The sequence below is a fragment of the Azorhizobium doebereinerae UFLA1-100 genome, from assembly GCF_000473085.1.
GTDB classification, from domain to species: domain Bacteria; phylum Pseudomonadota; class Alphaproteobacteria; order Rhizobiales; family Xanthobacteraceae; genus Azorhizobium; species Azorhizobium doebereinerae.
The window spans coordinates 47,901-54,984 of record NZ_AXBA01000036.1 but is presented as its reverse complement, the minus strand read 5'-3'; the positions used below and the strand labels follow the sequence as shown (position 1 = coordinate 54,984).

6 protein-coding genes and 1 pseudogene are annotated in these 7,084 nt (G+C 70.4%); all 7 read left to right on the top strand.

The features are described 5' to 3' along the window. Positions 1-368 (top strand): annotated as a pseudogene (locus YU1_RS34100) (hypothetical protein); the annotation flags it as partial. Positions 369-484: 116 nt separating this feature from the next. Beyond that, positions 485-676 carry a Com family DNA-binding transcriptional regulator gene (locus tag YU1_RS34940; protein ID WP_084540029.1) on the top strand — a complete coding sequence of 64 codons (192 nt, stop codon included), beginning with the start codon at positions 485-487 and terminating at the stop codon, positions 674-676. After that, positions 657-1,586 carry a DNA cytosine methyltransferase gene (locus tag YU1_RS32875; RefSeq protein WP_245263407.1) on the top strand — a complete coding sequence of 310 codons (930 nt, stop codon included), beginning with the start codon at positions 657-659 and terminating at the stop codon, positions 1,584-1,586. Before YU1_RS34940 ends, YU1_RS32875 begins: the two co-directional genes overlap by 20 nt. 591 nt (positions 1,587-2,177) lie before the next feature. Further along, on the top strand, positions 2,178-4,571 hold the full coding sequence (rnr, locus tag YU1_RS30605; protein WP_425339172.1) for a ribonuclease R: 2,394 nt from the start codon (positions 2,178-2,180) through the stop codon (positions 4,569-4,571). Beyond that, a complete protein-coding gene (locus tag YU1_RS0121665; RefSeq protein ID WP_029005871.1) occupies positions 4,568-5,017 on the top strand; it encodes a DUF983 domain-containing protein in 450 nt (149 codons plus the stop codon). Before rnr ends, YU1_RS0121665 begins: the two co-directional genes overlap by 4 nt. Before the next feature lie 11 nt (positions 5,018-5,028). Continuing rightward, on the top strand, positions 5,029-5,775 hold the full coding sequence (locus YU1_RS0121660) for an NUDIX hydrolase (protein WP_029005870.1): 747 nt from the start codon (positions 5,029-5,031) through the stop codon (positions 5,773-5,775). Positions 5,776-5,892: 117 nt separating this feature from the next. Continuing rightward, positions 5,893-7,083 carry an MFS transporter gene (locus tag YU1_RS30600; protein WP_035716236.1) on the top strand — a complete coding sequence of 397 codons (1,191 nt, stop codon included), beginning with the start codon at positions 5,893-5,895 and terminating at the stop codon, positions 7,081-7,083. Position 7,084: the final 1 nt, after the last annotated feature.

The following is a 7,084-nucleotide window of genomic DNA, read 5'->3' as shown; positions in this document are numbered from 1 at the left end:
ATGAAGAGACCGGCACCTGGCAGGACGAGGACGAGACGGAGCAGGGCGGCAAGGGCCGGCTGGCTCGCCCGCATCCGTGGCCCTCCAAGGCCGAGGCCCGCCACGGCGCCCGCGCGGCGGCCCGTGAGCGCGGGCGCCAGTCCGCCACCGGCCAGGTGACCGGCGCGGGCGATCCCGCAGCCGTCGCCGGCTGCCCGGTGAAGGTGACCGGCTTCGGCCCGGACGCGGACGGCACCGCCTGGTGCGCCGAGAGCGTCGAGCACGACATCCAGCCCGGATCCGGCTGGATCACCACTTTGACCCTGGAGACCAAGGAGGCCGCTGAGAGCAAGAGCACCGCAGGCGAAGATGGCGATGACGATGAGTGAGGTGGGGCGGGGCGCAAGCGCCCCGAACGCGGGCCAGCCTGGCAGCATCAACCCGCGCGACCGAACGAAGGGTTACGGTCCCCCTCTGGGGGCGCTAACCCACTGGGCCTTAACAAGTGGAGAACATCCGTTGTGGATCGTGCCGCGCGCTTCTGTTCCGCGCCGGCCGGGGTGCCATCTCCGGCACCATCGAAATCAAGTGCCGCCGCTGCGGCACCCTGAACGCATTGAGGCCCCCCGAGCCCAAACCCGAGCGCCGCGAGCGTCCCGATCAAGGAAGCGCGAATTGTGGCTCTATATCCCGTTGAACCTGTTGCCCGCGCGGGCACGATCCGAGGCCTTGCGCTGTGCGCGGGCGTGGGAGGCCTGGAGCTCGGCCTCGGCATCGCAGAACCCGGATACCGCACTGTTTGTTATGTCGAGCGGGACGGCCATGCTGCGTCCGTTCTCGTGGCGCGGATGGAAGACGCGGTCCTATGTGACGCGCCTGTGTGGGACGATCTTGCCACCTTCGACGGCCGCCCGTGGCGTGGCGCGGTGGATCTCCTCACTGCGGGCTATCCCTGCCAGCCGTTCTCGGCCGCCGGCCGGAAGCTCGCCGAGCGCGACCCCCGCCACCTCTGGCCGCACGTCGCCCGCATCGCATCCGAGGTCGCCCCGCGATGGCTGTTCCTCGAAAACGTCTCCGGCCATGTCGATCGAGGCTTCCACCAAGTCGCCCGAGAGCTACAGGCAATGGGCTATGGCCTCGAAGCGGGCCTGTTCTCGGCGGCTGAAGTCGGCGCTCCTCATTGGCGGGTCCGCCTTTTCGTGCTGGCCCACGCCCACGGCCTCGATCATGGCGAACCGGGCGGAGCTGAGGCTGAACGCGGCGGGGATGGCGTGGGTGCCGGCGGCCGACCAGCGCGGCANCCAGGTGTCCATCGCCGAGGCGGCGAAGGACTGGAGCGTGATGCGCCGGGTGATGACCGCCCTGGGCTGGAGGCCGGGGCCAATGCCGGCCTTCCCTTATTCCCACCGCGTCCTGGCGACCATCCGGCCTGGGAGCGGGTGCTCGCCGGGCGAGTGGATCTTGAACCCAGCCTTCACGGAGTGGCTGATGGGCTGGCCCATCGGCTGGAGCGATACCACGCGGCCGGTAACGGCGTTTGCCCCCTGGCTGCGGCGCTCGCGTGGCGCACTCTCAGACATCGCTTTGATCGACGTTTAAGGGGCTGAAAACGCACCGCGCGCGGGTGACATATGATCCTGCGCGCGGTGACATTCGATCTTGCGCGCTACATCTGGTCCAGCGCCGCCAGCAGCATCGCCAGCAGGATGCCGATGATGATGGCGCGGACGTCGGCATGGTCGAGCGGGGCGCCCGCAGCTGTTGGGGACATGGAACCTCTGGAGACCCGTTGCGGCCGGACACGCCGGTCGGGTCCACTGAATGCTAAGTGAGCCTTGCTATTTTTCAGCAGGATCGCCGCCACTTCAAGCGCCGTCTCGCATGGCGCTTGCGCGGGGCATGCACCGCAAGCGGGCACGGACCACAATCCCGCCACAGCTGCGTCCCCGACGCCCGCCCCGCGCGGAATGCCTTTGAACTGGCGTGCCCGCTGCACTAGCCTGCGCGCAACCCTCCCGGCTGTCCAGGCGAGACGTCCGCATCGCCGGGGACAGTGAAGATGCCATATGCCCGGTCCCGCCGGGCCACGGGACACGCTCTTGCCCAAACGCCCCTCCACGCCGAAGCGCCCTTCCTCCCCCGGCCGCAAGCCGCCCGCCGGGCGCAACGCGCCGCAGCCGGCGTTCCGGCCGCAAGGCGTGCTGCCCAGCAAGGAGGAGATCATCGCCTTCATCGCCGCCCAGACCGGCAAGGTGGGCAAGCGCGAGATCGCCCGCGCCTTCGGCCTCGGCTCAGGCCAGAAGATCGAGCTGAAGGCGCTGCTGCGGGACCTCGCCGAAGAGGGCGTGGTGGACCGCAGCCGCCGCAAGGTGCACGTGCCCGGCACGCTGCCCGGCGTGGTGCTGGCCGACATCACCAGCCGCGACGGCGACGGCGAGTTGGTGGCGAGCCCGGTGGAATGGGACCAGGAGGAGCATGGCGACGCGCCGCTCATCCTGCTGAAGGCGACCGAGCGCCTGCGCGGCCCGGCGCCCGGCCTGTCCGACCGCATCCTGGTGCGGGTGGAGGCCGACAGCCCGGCCGAGGGCATCGCCTACAGCGGGCGCATCATCAAGGTGCTGGAGAAGGCCCGCAAGCAGACGCTGGGCGTGTTCCGCCGCCTGCCCCAGGGCGGCGGGCGCATCATCCCCATCGACAAGAAGAACCTCGGCCGCGAGTTGCAGGTGCCGCCGGGCGCGGAGAACGGTGCCGAGGAAGGCGACCTCGTCTCGGTGGAGCTGATGCACCAGCGCGTGTTCGGCCTGCCCACCGCGCGGGTGAAGGACCGGCTGGGCTCGCTGGCCTCGGAGAAGGCCATCAGCCTGGTCGCCATCCACGCCCACGGCATTCCCAACGCCTTCCCCCGCGCGGTGATCGCCGAGGCCGAGGCGGCGAAGACTGCCACCGCCAAGGATCGCGAGGACTGGCGTGCCTTGCCCCTCGTCACCATCGATCCGCCCGACGCCAAGGACCATGACGACGCCGTGCACGCGGTGGCGGACGAGGATCCCGGCAATGCGGGCGGCTTCGTCGTCACGGTGGCCATCGCCGACGTGGCCGCCTATGTGCGCCCCGGCTCGGCGCTCGACCGCGAGGCGCTGCTGCGCGGCAATTCGGTCTATTTCCCCGACCGCGTGGTGCCCATGCTGCCGGAGCGGATCTCCAACGACCTGTGTTCCCTCCGCCCGCTGGAGGACCGCGCGGCGCTGGCCGTGCGCATGGTCATCGCCAAGGACGGGCGAAAGCGCAGCCACAGCTTCCACCGCATCCTCATGCGCTCGGCGGCCAAGCTCGCCTATGCCCAGGCCCAGGCCGCCATCGACGGCCAAAGCGACGACACCACCGATCCTTTGCTGGAGGGCGTGCTGCGCCCGCTCTATGCGGCCTATGCCTGCGTGAAGCAGGCGCGCGATGCCCGCCAGCCGCTCGACCTCGACCTGCCGGAACGCAAGATCCTGCTGAAGGCGGACGGCACGGTGGACCGGGTGATCGTGCCGCCCCGGCTCGACGCCCACCGCCTGATCGAGGAATTCATGATCCTCGCCAACGTGGCGGCGGCGGAGACGCTGGAGCAGCAGAAGGTGCCGCTGATCTTCCGCGTCCATGACGGCCCGACGCTGGCCAAGCTCTCGGCGTTGCGCGAATTCCTCGCCACGCTGGACATCCCGCTGGCCAAGACCGACCAGGTCCGCCCCTCCAATTTCAACCGCATCCTCGCCCAGGTGGAGGGCACGGATGCCGCGCCTCTGGTCAACCAGGTGATCCTGCGCAGCCAGTCGCAGGCGGAATATTCCCCGGAGAATTACGGCCACTTCGGCCTGAACCTGCGGCGCTACGCCCATTTCACTTCGCCCATCCGGCGCTATGCGGACCTCGTGGTGCATCGCGGCCTGCTGCGCGCGCTCGGCGGCGGCCCGGACGCCCTGCCGGAGAGCGTGACCACCGATACCCTTGCGGAAGTCGCCGCCGACATTTCCGCGACCGAGCGCCGCGCCATGGCGGCGGAGCGCGAGACGGTGGACCGGCTGATCGCCCACCATCTGGCCGACCAGATCGGCGCGGTCTTCCCCGCCCGCGTCACCGGCGCCACCCGCGCCGGACTGTTCGTATCGCTGGACGAGACCGGGGCGGACGGCTTCGTCCCCGCCGCCACTCTCGGCCAGGACTATTACCGTTTCGACGAGGCCCGGCAGGCCCTGGTGGGCGATCGCACGGGCGAAATGCACCGCATCGGCGACCGGGTTGAGGTCAAGCTGGTGGAAGCCGCCCCGGTTGCGGGCGCGCTGCGGTTTGAACTTCTGAGCGAAGGCTCCTATGTGGGGAGGGCGCGTGGCAAGTTTGCCGGCGCCCGATCCCGCAATGCAGGCAAGGCCGGCAGTGCCAAAGCCGGCCAGGGCAAGCCGAAGGCCGGCTTTCCGAAAGCCGGCGCGCCCAAGGCTGGGGCCGCCAAGCGCGGGCCGGGCCGTCCGGCGGGCGCCGACGACGGCCCGGGCTACACCGAAGGCGGGCCGGGATCGAGGACAGCCGCATCGCGGAAGGGGCGCAAGCGTTGACGACGAGGAGCATCGGGACCGGACGGCAGCGCGACGTGGCCAGCGCCATGTGGCGCGGCGCGCGCGGGCGCTGCCCCAAATGCGGCGTCGGCGCCCTGTTCACGCGCTATCTCAAGGTGGCGGATCACTGCCCCGCCTGCGGCGAGGCCTTCTACCACCACCGCGCGGACGATGCCCCGCCCTACATGACCATTCTCATCGTCGGTCATATCGTGGTACCGCTCCTCGTGCTGGTGGAGGAGATGTACCGTCCGGAGGTCTGGATCCATCTGGTGATCTGGATGCCGCTGACGCTGGGCCTCAGCCTCGCGCTGCTGCCGGTCACCAAGGGGGCACTGGTCGGCCTGCAATGGGCGCTGCGCATGCACGGCTTCGACCCCGACAGCCCTGAATTCGAGGCCCTGCCCCCCGGCGCGGCCGTACAGAAGACGCCGCTCGCCCCATGACAGCACCGGCCATGACAGCCCCCGCCCCCGACCTTGCCGAACGCCTCACCGAGGCCGAGCGCCGCCGCGATCATCCCAACGTGCGCCCGCGCGACGCCGCCTCGCTCATCCTGGTGGACCGCAGCCGCAAGGCGCCGCGCGTCCTGCTGGGGCTGCGCCACGCCGACCACCGCTTCATGCCGAGCGTCTTCGTCTTCCCCGGTGGACGGGTGGAGACGTGCGACCGCGCCATGCCGGTCTACGGCACGCTGGATGCCGACAGCGAGCGCCGGTTGATGGCCCAGGTCCAGCGCCCCTCCGCGCTGCGCGCCCGGGCGCTCGCCGCCGCCGCCATCCGCGAGACATTCGAGGAAACCGGCCTGCTGCTGGGCACCACCGATGCCGGCTCGCCGGAGGCTCCCGCCGGCGAATGGCGGGCATTCTCCGAGCACGGCGTGTTTCCCAATCTCGAATCGCTGACCTTCGTGGCGCGCGCCATCACCCCGCCGCGCCGGCCCAAGCGGTTCGACACCCGCTTCTTTCTCGCCGACGCCTCGGACGTGGCCGCGCGCGTCGACGGCATGGTCGGCCCGCAGTCGGAGCTGACGGAGCTGCGCTGGCTCACGCTCGCCGAGACCGAGGCCCTGGAACTGCCGACCATCACCCGCGTCGTCCTCCAGGAGGTCGGCGCGCGGATCGAGGCGGGGCTGCCGCGCCGGGCGCCGGTGCCCTTCTATTCCATGCCGCGCAGCCGCTTCGTCCGCGCGCTGCTGGATTGACGCCGCCGCCGATGACCGCAGCTCCGATCGACCGCGCAGCCCCCGCCCGGGCAGGCGCCCTTCCACTTCACCCCATGCGCGCGCCGGCCGTGGCGCACGCGAGGTCCTGAGGTTTTCATGCACGCTCCCGAGCGGCCCATCTCGCGCGCGGGCCGGTCTGCATCCATCGCAGCCGCGATTTCCGCCGTGTCCGTGGTGGGCATCGGCCTCAGCCTGTCCATCCCGCTCCTGGCCCTGGAGCTGGAGAGCCGCGGCATCGCCAATACCTGGATCGGCGTGAACACGGCGGTGGCCGGCGTCGCCACCATCTTCACCGCGCCCTTCGTGCCGCTCATGGTGCGCAAGCTCGGCGTGCGCGGCGTGCTGACGCTGGCGATCCTCGCCACCGCACTGAGCCTGCTCGGCTTCAAGGCGATTCCCTCCTTCGCCATGTGGTTCCCGCTCCGCTTCGTCTTCGGGGCGGCGCTGTGCATCCTGTTCGCGGTCAGCGAGTTCTGGATCAATGCGGTGGCCCCGCCCCACCGGCGCGGCCTCGTCATGGGGCTCTACGCCACCGGCCTGTCGGTCGGGGCGGCCCTCGGCCCGGTGATTCTCGGCGTGCTCGGCGCGCGCGGCTGGGCGCCTTACGTGGCGGGCGCGGCGGTGATGACCCTCGGCATCATCCCCATCCTGCTGGCCCACGGCATGACGCCGAGGATCCACGAGGAAGACCATCACGGCGTGCTGGGCTTCGTGCGCCGCTCGCCCATCGCCACCCTCGCCGCTTTGATGTTCGGCGCCATCGAGACGGCGGTGATGAGCTTCCTGCCGCTCTACGGCGTGCGGCTCGGCCTGTCCGATTCCCAGGCCTCGCTGCTGCTGACCATCGCCGTGCTGGGCAATGTCGCCTTCCAGGTCCCGCTCGGCCTCGTGAGTGACAAGATCGACCGGCGCTACCTGCTGCTGTTCTGCGCCAGCATGGGCACGCTCGGCGCCGCCGTGCTGCCGTTCATTCCGGTGGACACGCTGGGCTTCAAGGTGGCCATGTTCCTGGTCACCGGCATCGTCGGCAGCATCTACACCATCGGTCTCGCCCTTCTGGGCGAACGATTCCGCGGCGCGGACCTCGCCGCCGCCAATGCGGCCTTCGTCATGCTTTATTCCATCGGCCTCGTGATCGGGCCGCCGCTCGTCGGCTTCGGCATGGACGCCTACAATCCCTACGGCTTCGCCGTCGTGGTCGCCGGGCTTCTCGGCCTTTACGTCGCGGTGGTGGTCGCCTGTCTGGTGCGTGCCGGGATGCGGGACGGCTTGACAAACAAAGGCTGAT

Coding starts and splice junctions, on each gene's coding strand:
- YU1_RS0121660 (WP_029005870.1), top strand. CDS start 5,029: ATGACAGCCCCCGCCCCCGACCTTGCCGAACGCCTCACCGAGGCCGAG.
- YU1_RS30600 (WP_035716236.1), top strand. CDS start 5,893: ATGCACGCTCCCGAGCGGCCCATCTCGCGCGCGGGCCGGTCTGCATCC.